General features: G+C 65.5%; 16 protein-coding genes, 1 pseudogene and 1 riboswitch. Of the genes and pseudogenes, 14 read left to right on the top strand and 3 right to left on the bottom strand.

The window, feature by feature from the left end; genetic code table 11:
- The first annotated feature begins 13 nt into the window (after positions 1 to 13).
- The 5 genes from fliE (at position 14) to AABE10_RS30975 (ending at position 3,171) form a co-directional block, all read left to right on the top strand.
- Positions 14 to 349, top strand: a complete 336-nt coding sequence (gene fliE, locus AABE10_RS30995; protein WP_342936966.1) for a flagellar hook-basal body complex protein FliE — start codon at positions 14 to 16, stop codon at positions 347 to 349.
- 234 nt (positions 350 to 583) lie between these two features.
- A complete protein-coding gene (gene fliS / locus AABE10_RS30990; RefSeq protein ID WP_342936965.1) occupies positions 584 to 1,018 on the top strand; it encodes a flagellar export chaperone FliS in 435 nt (144 codons plus the stop codon).
- On the top strand, positions 1,015 to 1,344 hold the full coding sequence (locus AABE10_RS30985) for a flagellar protein FliT (protein WP_342936964.1): 330 nt from the start codon (positions 1,015 to 1,017) through the stop codon (positions 1,342 to 1,344). Before fliS ends, AABE10_RS30985 begins: the two co-directional genes overlap by 4 nt.
- A gap of 97 nt (positions 1,345 to 1,441) precedes the next feature.
- Positions 1,442 to 2,842: a flagellar hook-length control protein FliK gene (locus tag AABE10_RS30980; RefSeq protein ID WP_342936963.1), complete on the top strand. Its 1,401-nt coding sequence runs from the start codon at positions 1,442 to 1,444 to the stop codon at positions 2,840 to 2,842.
- The gene (locus AABE10_RS30975; protein ID WP_342936962.1) at positions 2,839 to 3,171 is read left to right on the top strand and encodes an EscU/YscU/HrcU family type III secretion system export apparatus switch protein; all 333 of its coding nucleotides are present in this window, start codon (positions 2,839 to 2,841) and stop codon (positions 3,169 to 3,171) included. Before AABE10_RS30980 ends, AABE10_RS30975 begins: the two co-directional genes overlap by 4 nt.
- 13 nt (positions 3,172 to 3,184) lie before the next feature.
- Here the strand turns inward: AABE10_RS30975 and AABE10_RS30970 are convergent, their stop codons facing one another.
- Positions 3,185 to 4,603, bottom strand: coding sequence for a coniferyl aldehyde dehydrogenase (locus tag AABE10_RS30970; protein ID WP_342936961.1), 1,419 nt, complete (start codon positions 4,601 to 4,603; stop codon positions 3,185 to 3,187).
- Positions 4,604 to 4,650: 47 nt separating this feature from the next.
- Positions 4,651 to 6,324, bottom strand: coding sequence for an isovaleryl-CoA dehydrogenase (locus tag AABE10_RS30965; protein WP_342936960.1), 1,674 nt, complete (start codon positions 6,322 to 6,324; stop codon positions 4,651 to 4,653).
- Positions 6,325 to 6,584: 260 nt separating this feature from the next.
- Between AABE10_RS30965 and AABE10_RS30960 the strand changes: the two genes are divergently transcribed.
- The 3 genes and pseudogenes from AABE10_RS30960 (at position 6,585) to AABE10_RS30950 (ending at position 8,132) form a co-directional block, all read left to right on the top strand.
- On the top strand, positions 6,585 to 6,764 hold the full coding sequence (locus AABE10_RS30960; protein ID WP_342936959.1) for a hypothetical protein: 180 nt from the start codon (positions 6,585 to 6,587) through the stop codon (positions 6,762 to 6,764).
- Positions 6,719 to 6,934: pseudogene (locus AABE10_RS30955) on the top strand (GMC oxidoreductase); the annotation flags it as partial. The gene AABE10_RS30960 and the pseudogene AABE10_RS30955, both read left to right, overlap by 46 nt.
- A 121-nt stretch (positions 6,935 to 7,055) precedes the next feature.
- Positions 7,056 to 8,132, top strand: coding sequence for a DUF937 domain-containing protein (locus AABE10_RS30950; protein ID WP_342936958.1), 1,077 nt, complete (start codon positions 7,056 to 7,058; stop codon positions 8,130 to 8,132).
- A 67-nt stretch (positions 8,133 to 8,199) separates the two neighbouring features.
- On the opposite strand, the gene AABE10_RS30945 is transcribed toward AABE10_RS30950, so the two are convergent.
- The gene (locus AABE10_RS30945; RefSeq protein ID WP_342936957.1) at positions 8,200 to 9,162 is read right to left on the bottom strand and encodes a LysR family transcriptional regulator; all 963 of its coding nucleotides are present in this window, start codon (positions 9,160 to 9,162) and stop codon (positions 8,200 to 8,202) included.
- 122 nt (positions 9,163 to 9,284) lie between these two features.
- Here AABE10_RS30945 and AABE10_RS30940 point away from each other — a divergent pair, with 122 nt between their 5' ends.
- The 6 genes from AABE10_RS30940 (at position 9,285) to metF (ending at position 14,486) form a co-directional block, all read left to right on the top strand.
- Positions 9,285 to 9,779, top strand: coding sequence for a CidA/LrgA family protein (locus tag AABE10_RS30940; protein ID WP_342936956.1), 495 nt, complete (start codon positions 9,285 to 9,287; stop codon positions 9,777 to 9,779).
- A 23-nt stretch (positions 9,780 to 9,802) separates the two neighbouring features.
- Positions 9,803 to 10,525: an LrgB family protein gene (locus AABE10_RS30935; RefSeq protein WP_342936955.1), complete on the top strand. Its 723-nt coding sequence runs from the start codon at positions 9,803 to 9,805 to the stop codon at positions 10,523 to 10,525.
- Between the two features lie 92 nt (positions 10,526 to 10,617).
- Positions 10,618 to 11,427, top strand: coding sequence for a glycosyltransferase family 2 protein (locus tag AABE10_RS30930; RefSeq protein WP_342936954.1), 810 nt, complete (start codon positions 10,618 to 10,620; stop codon positions 11,425 to 11,427).
- Between the two features lie 49 nt (positions 11,428 to 11,476).
- Positions 11,477 to 11,591: riboswitch (S-adenosyl-L-homocysteine riboswitch) on the top strand.
- A gap of 31 nt (positions 11,592 to 11,622) precedes the next feature.
- The gene (ahcY, locus tag AABE10_RS30925) at positions 11,623 to 13,044 is read left to right on the top strand and encodes an adenosylhomocysteinase (RefSeq protein WP_342936953.1); all 1,422 of its coding nucleotides are present in this window, start codon (positions 11,623 to 11,625) and stop codon (positions 13,042 to 13,044) included.
- 238 nt (positions 13,045 to 13,282) lie between these two features.
- Positions 13,283 to 13,636: a phage holin family protein gene (locus AABE10_RS30920; protein WP_342936952.1), complete on the top strand. Its 354-nt coding sequence runs from the start codon at positions 13,283 to 13,285 to the stop codon at positions 13,634 to 13,636.
- 19 nt (positions 13,637 to 13,655) lie between these two features.
- Complete coding sequence (gene metF / locus AABE10_RS30915; protein ID WP_342936951.1) at positions 13,656 to 14,486, top strand: methylenetetrahydrofolate reductase [NAD(P)H]; 831 nt, start codon at positions 13,656 to 13,658, stop codon at positions 14,484 to 14,486.
- Positions 14,487 to 14,626: the final 140 nt, after the last annotated feature.

Genomic DNA, 14,626 nt, shown 5'->3' with positions numbered 1-14,626 from the left:
TTCTGGAGAGAACATGACTGTGCCCATCAATCCGCTCACGTCGGCGTTGCAGCAGATGCAGTCGATGGCCGCCCAGGCCGCGGGCAGCAGCACGCCCGCCGCGAACGGGTCCGGCGCGGCCACGGCGGGCGGCTTCGCGTCGGCCCTGAAGGCCTCGATCGACAAGATCAGCAACGACCAGCAGAACGCAGTCGGCGAAGCGCATGCATTTGAGATCGGCGCGCCGAACGTGTCGCTGAACGACGTGATGGTGGACATGCAGAAGGCCAACGTCGGCTTCCAGTTCGGGCTGCAGGTGCGCAACAAGCTCGTGTCGGCCTACAACGAGATCATGCAGATGTCCGTCTGAAGCGGCGCTCGCGGCCGGCAGCCGCCGTGCTGCCGCGCGGCGACGCAACGGCAGCCCCGCTGGGCTGCCTGTCATTTGACGCTTCGTTTCGGCGGCCTAAAGCTTTATTCGTACGATCCGATAACCTTGGTACAAGGGCTGGCCGGATGGCGGACTGCACGTTGATGCAGCCCGTTTCCCGGCAAGCCTGCCGCTGTCGTATCGATCGTCATCTGCAATTCAGGAGGAGCGCCGATGTTTTCCCCGGGACACTCTGGAGCCAACGCCTACGCTCGCGTCGGCCTGGAGACAGGAGCGATGGGCGCAAGCCCGCACCGCCTGATCGTGATGCTGTATCAGGGCGCGCGTCAGGCCATCGCGCAGGCCCGCATGCATCTGCAGCAGGGCGACATTCCGGGGCGCGGGCAGGCGATCACCAAGGCGATCAGGATCATCGGCGAGGGATTGCAAGCTGCGCTCAACCTGGAAGCGGGCGGCGAAATCGCGGGTCGACTGGATGCGCTCTATTCGTACATGACGCGGCGACTGCTCGAGGCCAACATCAAGCAAAGTGAAGCAATGCTCGTCGAAGTCGACGGCTTGCTGGCGACACTCGAGGAAGCCTGGCTCGGAATCGCGCCGGAGATCGCGCGGATGGCGACGCAGTCGTCCGCGGAAAGCATGAGATGAATTCGAACGAAGAATATCTTGCCCGCTACGAGGCAATTGCAGTGATTTCGGTGCAGATGGTGATGGCGGCGCGAAACGCGGCGTGGAACGATCTCGTCCTGTTGCAGGACGAGTACCGTGTTCTCGTCGATGCGCTGAAGAACGCGGAATCGTCCGAGCGGCTGTCCGAGGACGACCGCGCGCGCAAGTTCGACCTGATCCGCCAGATTCTCGCGAACGACGCGACGGTCCGCGATCTGGCGAATCCGCGCATGGCGAAGCTGCAGGCGCTCTTTGCGCCGACTCGCCCCGCGATCGTATTGAAGGAACTTTACCAGGCGCGCTGAGCGCCGTATCCCGTCCAGTAACACGGTCCAACATGAGCCGCATGGGCGCACGCGCCGCTAGCGGCCACGCATCGTCAAGACGCGAAAGGAAGCGGGCATGAACGGAATCGACTCGGCGGTGGCAACGCTGCTGGCTAGCCGCATCGACAGCCTCCTTTCCGTCGGCGCGCGCGCCAGTGCGACGGCCTCGCAGACGGACGCGCCGCTCAACGTCAAAACCCCTACCGCGCCCGTTGCGGCCACGCCCGCGCCTTTGCCCTCTTCCGCGCAGACGGCATTGTCCGCCGTCGCGCTGACGCTCGACGCCATCACGCGCTCGGGCGGCGAGGCGACGCCCGCGCTCGTCGGCCTGCTGCCCGTGTGGCCCGCCGCGCCTGCTATCGATGTCGCGCCATTGCCGTTGTTCGATATGGGAACGGGTGCATCGGGCGCTTCCACTGTGGCGAACTCGGCGGGGAATGCAGCGGCATCGCAGGGAGCGAACGGCGCGGACGGCGCGAACGCGGCGCAGGGATCGAACGCGGCATCGAATGTCGTCGCGGCGCCCGTGCCCGTCGCCGAACTCGCGGCGGCGCTCAGGCGCACCGTCGACGAAAGCGGGCTCTTCTACGAATCGCATCTCGCGCAGTGGCTCTCGGGGCAAAGGTCCGTCGAATCGCTCGCCGCCGAGCCGCAGAATCATCTTGCAGACATGGCGTCGCAGCTACCGCTCGACTGGAGCCACGACGCCGACGATCCGCTGTCGTGGACGCAAGGGCGTCCGTCGGGCGGCGCGGGTCCGGGCGCGGCGGCTTCGGCGAATTTCGCCGCGCGCGGCGCGCCCGATGGCCCGCATGCGCAGTCGGCGCGCTTCACGACGTTCGACATGGTGACGCACGACATCATCGACATGACGGACGAGCCCGCGGCACCACATGCGGCTTCGGCCAGTGCAACGGGCATCGATGATGGTAATGGGCGTCAGCCGCAGTCGATGGCGGCATCGCTTCACCCGGCGACGATTCCGCTCGTGCGCCAGCAGCTCGATCTGCTCGCGACGGGACAGTTCCGCTGGACGGGCGAGGCATGGCCTGGCGCGCGGCTCGACTGGACGATCGAACAGGAAGGCGACGAATGGCGGCGCGGCGGCAGCGGCGCTTCTTCCGCCGACGACGAGTATCCGTGGCGCACGCGCCTCACGCTGTCGCTGCCGACGCTCGGCACCGTCGACGCCGAACTCACGCTTACGGGCACGCGGCTCGTCGCGCGCGTGCTCGCGAGTCCGGGCGGCGCGGCGCGCCTGTCGGCGCAGGGCGACGCGTTCCGGCAGCGGCTTGCGCAGGCGGGCATCGAACTGAGCGGTCTGTCGATCCGCGAGATCGGCGGGAATGCGCTTGCGGGCGGCGCGGCTGCTGCGGCGGCATCGGCGTATGCGAGATCGACGGACGCGCCGGCGGCCAAGCCGCGTTCGCACGCCGCCGCCGGCGACGACAACAACTTCGACTGGGACCCGCAATGAGCCGCATGCATCGCAAGAGCGCGGCGGCGCTGGTCTACGATTCGCACGGTCACGACGAAGCGCCGCGCGTCGTCGCGAAGGGCTACGGGCTCGTTGCCGACATGATCGTGCAGCGCGCGAAGGAAGCGGGCCTGTACGTGCACGAGGCACCGGAGATGGTGTCGCTGCTGATGCAGGTCGATCTCGACTCGCGCATTCCGCCGCAGTTGTATCAGGCCGTCGCGGAGTTGCTGGCGTGGCTGCATCGGCTGGAAAGCGGCGCGGCCGACGACGCGCCGTCCACCGAACTCACCGTTTCCACGACGCCGCCATTGGACGCGGCGCAGTAGCCGCTGATGGGCTTCAATGCCGCATCATCAATGCGAGCAGTGCGCGCACGCGCCTGCCGTATGGCGGCGCGATCAATCCGCGCCCATTGAAGCGCGACTGCGTGAAAACCGGCTTCATCTTCGAGAACGTGACGAAGCCTTCGTATCCGTGATACGCGCCCATGCCGCTCGCGCCGACGCCGCCGAACGGCAGGCTCTCGCAAGCGAGGTGCATCAGCGTCTCGTTGACGGACATGCCGCCCGCGATCGTCTCGCGCGTGACGCGCGCAATCGTGGCCTTCTCCTCTTCATACAGGTACAGCGACAGCGGACGGGGCCGCGCGTTGACATAGCGAATCGCGTCGTCGATCGAATCGTACGGAACGATGGGCAGCAGCGGCCCGAAAATTTCTTCCTGCATCAGCGCGGACGCATCGGGCGCCTGAGTCACGGCGACGAGCGGAAAGCGGCGCGTAATCGCATCGGCTGTCGAATCGGTGAGCGCGTGCAGTTGCGCGCCCTGTTCGCGCGCTTCGTCGGCGAGACGTTGCAGCCGCGCGAAATGGCGCGGCGAAATGATCGACGTGTAATCGCGGTTGCGCGCGAAATCCGGATACAGGCGCGCCATGCGCGAGCGCGCCCGTTCGATGAACGCCTGTTCCTTGCCGCGCGGCACGAGCACATAGTCCGGCGCGATGCAGGTCTGTCCGGCGTTGAGCGTCTTGCCCGCAACGATGCTGTCGACGGCATAGTCGAAGCGCGCGCCGGGCCCTACGATCACGGGCGACTTGCCGCCGAGTTCGAGCGTCACGGGCGTCAGATGCTCGGCGGCGGCGCGCATCACATCGTGGCCGACGCTCGTCGAGCCGGTGAACAGCAGATGATCGAACGGCTGCGCGCTGAACGCGGCGGCAAGCCTTGCATCGCCATTGACGACGGCAACGTGATCGCGCGCGAAGGTCTGCGCGATCAGCTGTTCGAAGAGCATCGACGTGCGCGGCGTCAGTTCCGGCATCTTGACGATTGCGCGGTTGCCCGCCGTGAGCGCGCTGATCAGCGGACAGGCCGCGAGCAGCACCGGATAATTCCACGGCACGATGATCCCAACCACGCCGAGCGGCTGCGGTACGATCTTCGCGCGCGCGGGCAACAGCCATTTGTTCGTCGCGCGCCGTTGCGCTGTCATCCAACGTCTGCCGTGACGCAGCGCGCCGTCGATTTCCTCTTTCGCGAGCAGAAACTCGGCCAGCAGGATTTCTTCTTTCGCGCGATTGCCGAAGTCGGCATGCATCGCATCCGCGAGTGCATCGCGATTGTCGAGCAGCACGTTGCGCAATGCCTTCAGATGCGCGGCGCGCTGATCCCACGACGGATACGGCGCACGCAGATACGCGGCCCGTTGTTCGCGCAACAGGCCTTCGAGTGCTGCGACTTCCGGCAGATCGTTTTTCATCGTTCGGCTCTCTCTCTATTTTTTGTGTTGCGCGTCGTGCCGCGCGGTCAGCACGCGAAAGCGCGCTCGACGATCGCGGCATGATCGAACGCCGACGGCAGCGTGCCATACACGCGGCCGCTTTCGCCGCAGCCTTCGCCCAGGCGCGTCGCGATGAAGGCATCGGCGACGAACGGCGGCGCATGTTGCGCGAGCAACACTGCCTGCGCGATTAGCACGATCTGCTGCGCGATGCGGCGCGCGGACGCCTCGCGCGCTTCGGGCGCCGACGTCAGCGCGCTCACCAGCCCTTCGATCGCCGCGTTCAGCGCCGGATGTGTCCGCGCCTCTTTGCGCCACGCGGCCAGCAGCGCTTGCGCTGCTTCGGGCTCGCGTTCCATCGCGCGCAGCACGTCGAGACACATCACGTTGCCCGAGCCTTCCCAGATCGAATTCACAGGCGCCTCGCGATAGAAGCGCGCCATCGGCCCTTCTTCGACGTAGCCGTTGCCGCCCCACACCTCCATCGCTTCGCCCGTGAATTCGAGCGTGCGCTTGCAGACCCAGTACTTCGCGGCGGGCGTCACGAGTCTTCGCCACGCGCGTTCTTCGGGTGCGTTCGACGTGTCCTCGAATGCGCGCGCGAGGCGCATGAACAGCACCGTCGCGGCTTCCGATTCGAGCGCGAGATCGGCGAGCACGTTGCGCATCAGGGGCTGATCGACGAGATGCTTGCCGAACGCGCTGCGATGGCGCGTGTGATGAATGGCCTGCACGAGCGCGGCGCGCATAAGCGCCGCGCTGCCGATCACGCAGTCGAGCCGCGTGTAGTTCGCCATTTCGATGATGGTCGGCACGCCGCGTCCTTCGTCGCCGATCATGAGGCCGTAGGCATCGAAGAATTCGACTTCGCTGCTCGCGTTCGAGCGGTTGCCGAGCTTGTCCTTCAAACGCTGGATGCGCACTGCGTTCCTGCTGCCGTCGGGTGCGAAGCGCGGCACGAAGAAGCACGAAAGGCCTTCGTGATCGCCGGTGCGCGCGAGCACGAGATGCGCATCGCACTGCGGCGCGGAGAAAAACCATTTGTGGCCGACGAGACGATACGCCGCGCCGCGTCCGCCGCCGTTCGCCGCGAACGCGTGCGTCTGGTTGCTGCGCACATCCGATCCACCTTGCTTTTCGGTCATGCCCATGCCGATCATCATCGACGTCTTCTGATCGAGCGGAACGTCGCGCGCATCGTTTTCGCGTGAATAGAGCTTGTCGCGCAGCGTGTCGAAAAGCGCGGGCTCGCGTTGCAATACGGGGATGCTCGCGAACGTCATCGTCAGCGGACAGAGCGAGCCGGACTCCAGTTGCGCGTGCAGGAAATAGCCCGCGCAGCGCGCGACCATCGCGCCTTGCTGCGGATCGGAAAACGGTAGCGCGTGCAGGCCTTCGCGACGCAGCAGACCGAGCAGCGTGTGCCACGCGGGATGAAACTCGAGCGCATCGATGCGTTCGCCGCGCGGGTTGAAGGCCGCAAGCTCGGGCGTATGACGGTTCGCGAGATCGGCGAGCGCGAGCACGTCGGGTGTCGTCAGCGCGGCGCCGTCGCGCGCGAGCGCATCGCGATGCCACGCCGCGCCTTCGCGATCGACGGCGGCGGCGAGCGCGGCATCGCTAGAAAACAGGTTGTAGTCCGCGAGCGGCGGGACCTGATTGGTCACGTCGTGCGTCCTGCCGGGGCCGAACCGTTCCATCGCATGTCTCCGTTTGACGGACGCGCGCCGTTCGTTTTCCGAGGCGCTGTTTGATTCGAGCGCGCAAGCCATGCGTACGGACGGCGACGCGCGAAAGACCGTGTTTGAACGATATCCGGGCGCGCGGCTTTGCGCGGACGGAAGCTTTCATCATAGGAGGCCGATGCGCGTTCCGTTTAGAAGGATCGCTCTGTCATCGATGCGCCACGCACGGCACTCGCTCCCTACAATGCGCAGTCAACACGCGTAGACAAGTGTGCATGAGACAGATGCCGCAGGCAACGTTGCGCGGTGTGAGCGGAGGAGAGCGGATGCAATACGACTATGTGATCGTCGGCGCGGGCTCGGGCGGCTGTTCGCTCGCGGGCCGCCTCGCGGAGCGGTGTCCCGATGCGACGAACGCGCCGTCGTCGATACGCAATTGCGCGTGCGCGGCGTGACGGGCCTGCGCGTAGTCGACGCATCGGTGATGCCGACGCTGATCGGTGGCAACACGAACGCGCCGACGGTGATGATCGGAGAGCGCGCCGCCGATTTCATCGCGGCCACGCGTGTCGAGAGCGCATCGTCCGTTATCGCCGATGAACCCGCCGGAGCAGCAGTGAAATAAGATTAGTCCGATAAAGCTCAACATCCATTCATCGCTTCATTTCTGAGATTTTCCCGCTCCTATAATCGCGCGCCAATGAAGCGCGCGTGGGCGCGCGCTCGAAATTCAGGGAAACGAATCGATGAGTGTCAATGTGATTGAACTGATCCGGTCGGCGTTGCCGGAAGCGGTGGTTCGGCAACTGTCGAACTGCCTCGGGTTGCCGCCGGAGGCGACGGCAAAAGTCGTGAACGCGACCTTGCCGGCGCTCATCGCAGGTCTCCTGAACAGGTGCGCGACGCTCGACGGCGCACGCGCGCTGTTCGCGACGATTCTGGGCCAGGAAGTCAATGCGGATATCGGCGAGCAGTTGCCGCGCATCATCGCGAGCACGACGGGCGTGACGCAGCTGTCGTCGACGGGACGCCAGTTGCTCGAGCATACGTTCGAGCGCCGCGTCGATGGTCTGAGCGATGCGGTGTCGATGCGAACGGGCGTGCCCGCGCACGCGACGCACGCGGTGACGGGCATTGCGGGCAGCATCCTGATGGGCGTGCTGAAGCGTCATCTTCTCGCTCATCAGGGCAATATCGGCCAGCTGCCGACGCTGCTCGTCCAGCAGTTGCCGGCCATCGCGCCTCATCTGAACGACGGCCTGACGACAGTGCTCGGACTGGGCGGCGCTTCCGCGTTCGTGAATGCCGTCGGCTTGCATGTGCGCGCGGTGTCGGCGCATTTCGAGCGGCCGGCTGCGGTTCCTGCTCGCGATCTTGTCGAACCGTCGCTGTCCGCTCCGGCGGCGTCTGCCGCGACGGCGCCGCAGACCGTGCGCGAAGGGCGCTACGCGGGCCCCAAGGCGAAGCACTGGTTCGGCGCGGCGGCGTTGTCGGCGGTGCTCGGTGCGGCGGCCGCGATGCTGACGTGGGTCGCGCTGGCTTACTGCCCGCCGGCGGTGAATTTCATTGGCCGCAATGCCGTCGCGGCGGCGGCTATGACTCCGACTCCGACTCCGACTCCGACGATCGCGGCGGCCCCTTCCGCAAACACGCCGGACGCGGCCGTGCATCCCGCATCGGAAGCGCAGCCGGATGACGCGGCGAGCACGACAGGCAGAATCGAGCCGCAAGCCACGTACGACGCGCGAACACAGGCGGCGCACACACCAGCCGCGCAAACACAGACCACGAAAGCCCAGGTCCACGCGCAACAAGCGCAATAAGCGCAATAAGCGCCACGCCCCCGCAAGCAAAACAGGATGCCGCCCGACGCAGACCGGGCCGCATTTTTCATTTCAACGTCGATTGCGGCCGATCCGCTGACGGCCCGGGGACGTCGAACGTCGGTGTGTGCGTGAAGTTGTCGGTGGTCAGTCCCGGCAGCGTTTCGCGCGCGACATCGAGCCACGCGCGCGCCGCGTGCGACAGATAGCCGTTGCGCCGCCAGCCGATCGCCATTTCCCACGGAATCTCCGGCTCGACGACGGGCAGGCAGGTGAACTGCGCCGCGTCGAGCCGCTGGCAGTACGGCGCCGGAAGCAGCGCAATGCCGACACCCGCCAGCACCAGCGCCGCCATGAAATCCCAATGCCCGCTGCGTCCGACGATGGTCGGCGCGAAACCGGCGGTGCGGCAGGCCGTCAGCACGACGTCGTTGAGCGCGAGACTCTCGCCGTAGAACACGAACGGCTCGTTCGCGAGATCGGCGAGCGGCACTTCGTGCAGCGCGTCCCAGCGCGAGCCCCGGCGCGCGACGAGCCACAGCACCTGGCGAGTCATCGGCAGCACGTCGATCGTCTCCGGGTCGACGGGCTGCAGGACGCCGCCCAGTTCGAGTTCGCCGGAAATCAGCGCGGCTTCGATCGCCTTCGAGCCCTGCTCGAACAGCTTCAGCTCGACCTTCGGATAGCGCTGCCGGAACACGGCGATGGCGGGCGTGAAGAGCGAGCCGCCCATCGGCGGAATGCCGATCGTCAGCTCGCCGTGCCCGAGCGTGCCGAGATCGTTCAGTTCGGCCTGCAACTGCGCGTAGGCGGCGAGCACGTCCTGGCCGCGCTGATAGACGATCCGCCCGGCGTCCGTCAGCACCATCTGCCGCCCGTCGCGCAGCAGCAGCGGCGAGCCGATCTCGTCCTCCAGAGACTTCACCATCTTGCTGATGGTCGGCTGCGTGACGAACATCTGCTCGGCCGCGACGGTGAAGCTTTGCTGCCGGACGACCTCGACGAAATAACGCAACGCGCGCAGTTCCATGTTCGTAGCCCTCGTAGCTCATGAATTCCAATTCGGAATGGAGCAAATAATTCTAAGTCATTTTATTTATGTTGCGCCGCAACCTATACTGAACCGCATCGAAAAGTCACTTGGGGTTTGCCATGATCTCGCCGCTCATCGCTCGTATCGCCGCTTCCGTTCGCGTGGACGCGTCGTCGCCGCTCGCGAGAATCAGCCGGATCGCCATCCAGAGCGCCGCGATCGCGGGCGTCTGGTTCGCCGCCGATTTCGTCGTGCGCCGCTACGGCTTGCCCGTGCCGGGCGGCGTCGTGGGGCTCGTCGCGTTGCTCGCGCTGCTGTTCTGCGGCGGCGTCGCGCCGCGCTGGGTCAAGGCAGGCGCCGACTGGCTGCTGTCCGACATGCTGTTGTTCTTCATCCCGGCGGCCGTCGCGGCCGTCCAGTACGGCGGCCTGTTCCGCGAAGACGGCTGGCGCCTCGCGCTGGTGGTCGTCGCGGGGACGCTGATGGTGATGGTAGCCGTCGCGTTCGCCGTCGAGCAGGCCGCGCGCCTCGAACGACGCCTCGCGCTCCGCCGCGTAATGATCCAGCGGGTCCAGCGGGTCCAGCGCGGCCTCGACCGTCGAAGCTTCCGCTAATCCCTGTTGCGAGTCACGCGATCATGAGCGTCCTCTATATGTTCCTTTTCGCCGACGACGCATCCCGGCTCATCGCAGCGGGATGCTTCGTGCTGACGGTGGCGCTCTACTTCGCGTCGAAGGCGCTGTATGCGCGCATCAGGTCGCCGTGGCTGACGCCGCTCGTCGCGGTGCCCGCCGTGCTCGCCGCGATCGTCATGGTCACGCGGATTCCGTACGCCGTGTACTTCGAGGACACGCGCTGGCTGATGTGGCTGCTCGGCCCGGCCACCGTCGCGTTCGCGGTGCCGATCTACGAGTATCGCGAACTGCTCAAGCGTCACTGGATTTCGCTCACCGTCGGCGTGACGGTCGGCATCGTTGTCGCGGTGGGCGGATCGCTCGCGCTGTCGAAGCTGCTGCATCTGTCGCCGGAACTGCAGCGCAGCCTGATGACGCGCTCCGTCTCGACGCCGTTCGCGCTCGCCGTCTCCGACAAGATTCACGCGCCCAAAGACCTGACCGCGCTGTTCGTGATCGCGACGGGCGTCTGCGGGATGCTGTTCGGCGAAATCGTGCTCGCACTGGTGCCGCTGCGCACGCGGCTCGCGCGCGGCGCGCTGTTCGGCGCGGCGGCGCATGGCGTCGGCACCGCGAAGGCGCGCGAGCTGGGCAGCGAAGAGGGCGTCGTCGCCAGCCTGACGATGATGATCGCCGGCGTCGTGATGGTGCTGCTCGCGCCGCTTTTCAGCATGCTGCCGCTCTGACGCGAAGGATACGCGCGCCCAAATCGAGATAAAAGGCGGCGCGTCGGCTTTATGATCGACGCACTGTCTTTTCCCGGCCGCCGGTCCTCGCGATGCTGCCCATCTCCGTCATCATTCCCTGCTACAACGCCGAGAAGACGCTCGCCCGCACGCTCGATAGCTGCGTCGCGCAGCCGGAAGCCGCGCAGATCGTCGTGGTCGACGACGGCTCGCGGGACGCTTGCTCCGAAATCGTCGCGCACTACGCGCGGCAGCATCCGCGTGTTGAGCTGCTGCGCATGCCGCACAACGGCGGCGCGGCTCGCGCGCGGAACTGGGGCGCGATGCATGCGCTTCATCCGCTGCTGGCCTTCATCGACGCCGACGACGAGTACCTGCCTGGCGCGCTCGCGAGCGCCGCCGCTTTCATGGCGGAGCATCCGCATCAGCCGTCTATCCGGCTCGACGTCGATTTTTGCGGCTTTCCCGCCGACATCACCGGGCATCCGCAGTTCGAAAGCCACGCGGCCGTACTGAGCAACACGGTGCCGAGCAGTCTCGTCATTCGCCGCTCCGTCTATGCTGCGTTCGGCGGCTTTCCGCTCGATGACGTGTTCCGGCGTCACGGCGGCGAAGACGGCGCGTTTTCGCTGGCGCTGCTGAACATCTTCGGCAATCCGCGCCTCGACGACTGCAAGCGCGTGCGCATGCACTATCACCCGAACATTCACGCCGAGCGCTATTTCCGCATTTCGATGGGCACGCTCGCCGCGCCGGACGAACTGATCGCCGCGACCCGCGATGCTTCATGGCGTTTCGTGCACCGCGCCTACGCAGCCGTCAAGGAACTGCGCGACGCCGAACTGGCGCAGCATCTGACGCCGCAGCCTGCCGATTCGGCGTCGGCAGGTCAATCGGCATAGGCCGAAGCGCACCACCGCAAGCCATCTCGTTTTGCTACAATCGCCGTTCGTCTTCGAGGAGCGTTGCGACGGGTTCCGCCCGCCAGGCTCGAAGGCTTTCAATCGGAAGGATTGGACGCGCGCCGCGCTTACAAACCAACCGCATCGAACGGCGCTCACGTCACATTTCTAGTCTTTTTTAGAAAGGAGGGCGTGATGAACGCCGCAGTCTACGATTCGAAAGATTCCAAAGATTTTGTCGTTGCAGACCTGTCGCTCGCCGACTGGGGTCGCAAGGAACTCAACATCGCCGAAACGGAAATGCCCGGCCTCGTGCAGATCCGCGAAGAGTACAAGGCGCAGCAGCCGCTGAAGGGCGCGCGCGTCGCCGGCTCGCTGCACATGACCATCCAGACCGGCGTGCTGATCGAAACGCTGAAGGCGCTCGGCGCCGACGTTCGCTGGGCCTCATGCAACATCTTCTCGACGCAGGACCACGCTGCTGCCGCGATCGCGAAGGGCGGCACGCCCGTGTTCGCGTTCAAGGGCGAATCGCTCGACGAGTATTGGGAATTCACGCACCGAATCTTCGAATGGCCGAACGGCGAATTCGCGAACATGATTCTCGATGACGGCGGCGACGCAACGCTGCTGCTGATTCTCGGCGCGAAGGCCGAGAAGGACCGCTCGGTGATCGCGAAGCCGACCAACGAGGAAGAAGTCGCGCTGTACAAGGCCATCGCGAAGCATCTCGACGCCGATCCGACGTGGTACTCGACGCGTCTCGCGCACATCAAGGGCGTCACGGAAGAAACGACGACGGGCGTGCATCGCCTGTATCAGATGGAGAAGGAAGGCCGTCTGCCGTTCCCGGCCATCAACGTCAACGATTCCGTCACGAAGTCGAAGTTCGACAACCTGTATGGCTGCCGCGAGTCGCTGGTGGACGGCATCAAGCGCGCGACGGACGTGATGATCGCCGGCAAGATCGCCGTGGTCGCGGGCTATGGCGACGTGGGCAAGGGCTGCGCGCAATCGCTGCGCGGCCTGGGCGCGACCGTGTGGGTCACGGAAATCGATCCGATCTGCGCGCTGCAAGCCGCGATGGAAGGCTACCGCGTTGTGACGATGGAATACGCCGCCGACAAGGCCGACATCTTCGTCACGGCAACGGGCAACTACCATGTGATCAACCACGATCACATGAAGGCGATGCGCCACAACGCGATCGTCTGCAACATCGGCCACTTCGACTCGGAAATCGACGTCGCGTCGACGCGCCAGTACAAGTGGGAAAACATCAAGCCGCAAGTCGACCACATCATTTTCCCGGACGGCAAGCGCGTGATCCTGCTGGCGGAAGGCCGCCTCGTGAACCTGGGCTGCGCAACGGGCCACCCGTCGTTCGTGATGTCGAACTCGTTCACGAACCAGACGCTCGCGCAGATCGAACTGTTCGTGGAAGGCAGCAAGTACGAGAACAAGGTCTACGTGCTGCCGAAGCAACTGGACGAGAAGGTCGCGCGCCTGCACCTCGCGCGCATCGGCGCGAACCTGACGGAGCTGTCGGCTGATCAGGCGAAATACATCGGCGTCGACAAGAGCGGTCCGTTCAAGCCGAACCACTACCGCTACTGATCGGCAAACAGGCGGCATGACGGATGCAGCCGCGTGCCACGGCATGCGGCTGCATCGCGCGAAGCATCAAGCACGAAGCAGATGTCCGATGCGGCAGAACACGTGGCCGCATCCTTGGCCTCACCTGTGGCCGTATATGTCGGGGCCTGGTTCACGCGATGCGTCGCGCGGGCCCGTGCTTCGCGCATGCCCTGGCGTTCAACCCGGACTTCACGCCCGCAAGCGACGAGGAGCTTAAATGACTGTATTGCTGACCTGGGTGATCAACGCGCTCGCGCTTCTGATCATCACTTATCTTGTGCCGTCGATCCACATCCGCAGTTTCGGCACTGCGTTGATCGTCGCGCTCGTGCTCGGGCTCATCAATGCCGTCTTGCGCCCGGTGCTGATCCTGCTGACGTTGCCCGTCACGATACTCACGCTCGGGCTCTTCATCCTGGTGGTGAACGCGCTGTGCTTCTGGCTGTGCGCGTCGCTGCTGAAGGGCTTCGAAGTGTCGGGTTTCTGGTCGGCGTTCTTCGGCTCGATCCTATACAGCATCGTTTCGTGGCTGCTGTCCGCGCTCATCTTCGGTAACCGCAGCTTCGGCTGACGGGACTGCCAACAGGACCATGAACCCCATCGAACTTTCATTCGAATTCTTCCCGCCGAAGACGCAGGAAGGGCTCGACAAGCTGCGCGCCACGCGCGCGCAACTGTTGCCGCTCAAGCCCAAGTTCGTGTCCGTCACGTTCGGCGCCGGCGGCTCGACCCAGCAAGGCACGCTCGACACCGTGCTCGACATGGCGAAGGACGGCGTCGATGCCGCGCCGCACCTGTCGTGCATCGGCTCGTCGAAGGAAAGCCTGCGAGCGATTCTCAACGAGTACCGCTCGCATGGCATCCGTCACATCGTCGCGCTGCGCGGCGATCTGCCGTCGGGCATGGGCGAAGTCGGCGAGCTGCGCTACGCGTCGGAACTGGTGAGCTTCATTCGCGCCGAGTTTGGCGACTGGTTCCGTATCGAGGTGGCCGCGTATCCCGAGTACCACCCGCAGTCGCGTTCGCCGAAGCACGATCTGGAGAACTTCGCGCGCAAGGTGAAGGCGGGCGCCAATTCGGCGATCACGCAGTACTTCTTCAACGCCGACGCGTATTTCCGCTTCGTCGAGGATGCGCACAAGCTCGGCGTCGATGTGCCCATCGTGCCGGGCATCATGCCCATCACGAACTTCTCGCAGCTGATGCGCTTCTCCGAAATGTGCGGCGCGGAAGTGCCGCGCTGGGTCGCGAAGCGGCTCGAAAGCTTCGGCGACGACCGCGATGCGATCCGCGCGTTCGGCCTCGACGTGGTGACGGACCTGTGCCGCCGTCTCGTCGACGCCAAGGTGCCGGGCCTGCACTTCTATACGCTCAACGGCGCGGCGGCGTCGAAAGCCATTTGCGAGCGGCTGGGCGTCTGATCGTTCGCGTCTGATCTCTCGCATCTGATCGCTTATCAGCAGCCAATACGGGCGGCGTGCGCGCAGGCGTACGCCGCCCGTTTCATTTCACGCGTCCTGTCGCGCTCATCGTTTCGATTCACTTTGCTGTCACGAAAGCG

Origin of the sequence: Paraburkholderia diazotrophica (assembly GCF_038900755.1) — a bacterium.
Lineage (GTDB): Bacteria > Pseudomonadota > Gammaproteobacteria > Burkholderiales > Burkholderiaceae > Paraburkholderia > Paraburkholderia diazotrophica_A.
The sequence above is the reverse complement of the archived record's forward strand: the minus strand, read 5'-3'. Positions and strand labels throughout refer to the sequence as shown.